The organism is Dellaglioa sp. CoH-55-MRSF-7 (assembly GCF_056782235.1).
Genome location: NZ_JBXAYI010000142.1, coordinates 1 through 283, shown reverse-complemented (window position 1 = coordinate 283; position 283 = coordinate 1). Strand labels below are relative to the sequence as shown.

1 protein-coding gene is annotated in these 283 nt (G+C 55.1%); it reads right to left on the bottom strand.

Annotated features, from left to right (window positions below):
• Positions 1-23 precede the first annotated feature (23 nt).
• The coding region (locus AC1RPU_RS08180; RefSeq protein ID WP_481769675.1) for a hypothetical protein at positions 24-283 on the bottom strand (260 nt) is incomplete at its 5' end.

Below are 283 nucleotides of genomic sequence, written 5' to 3'. Positions count from 1 at the left end.
CACGATTAGAGCAAATACGTGCATCATTCCTCCACGATCTCGGAACGGGTGAGCCACGCAAGTGCCACTTCACGCGCCTTTTCCTGTGTCCACCCGAGACACAGACCTAGATATTTACCACCGAAGAAGTGCTCGCGCCCCGTCATGCTGTACCCGTTGATACGAACCACCCAACCACCGCTGCGCACCGCTTTGTAAACGTAGGTGTTTCGTGTGTCCTCGTCTAGATTGCCAACGGTCTGCGTGTCTTGACCGTCCTCAGCAATTTCGTCTTCCGGGATCG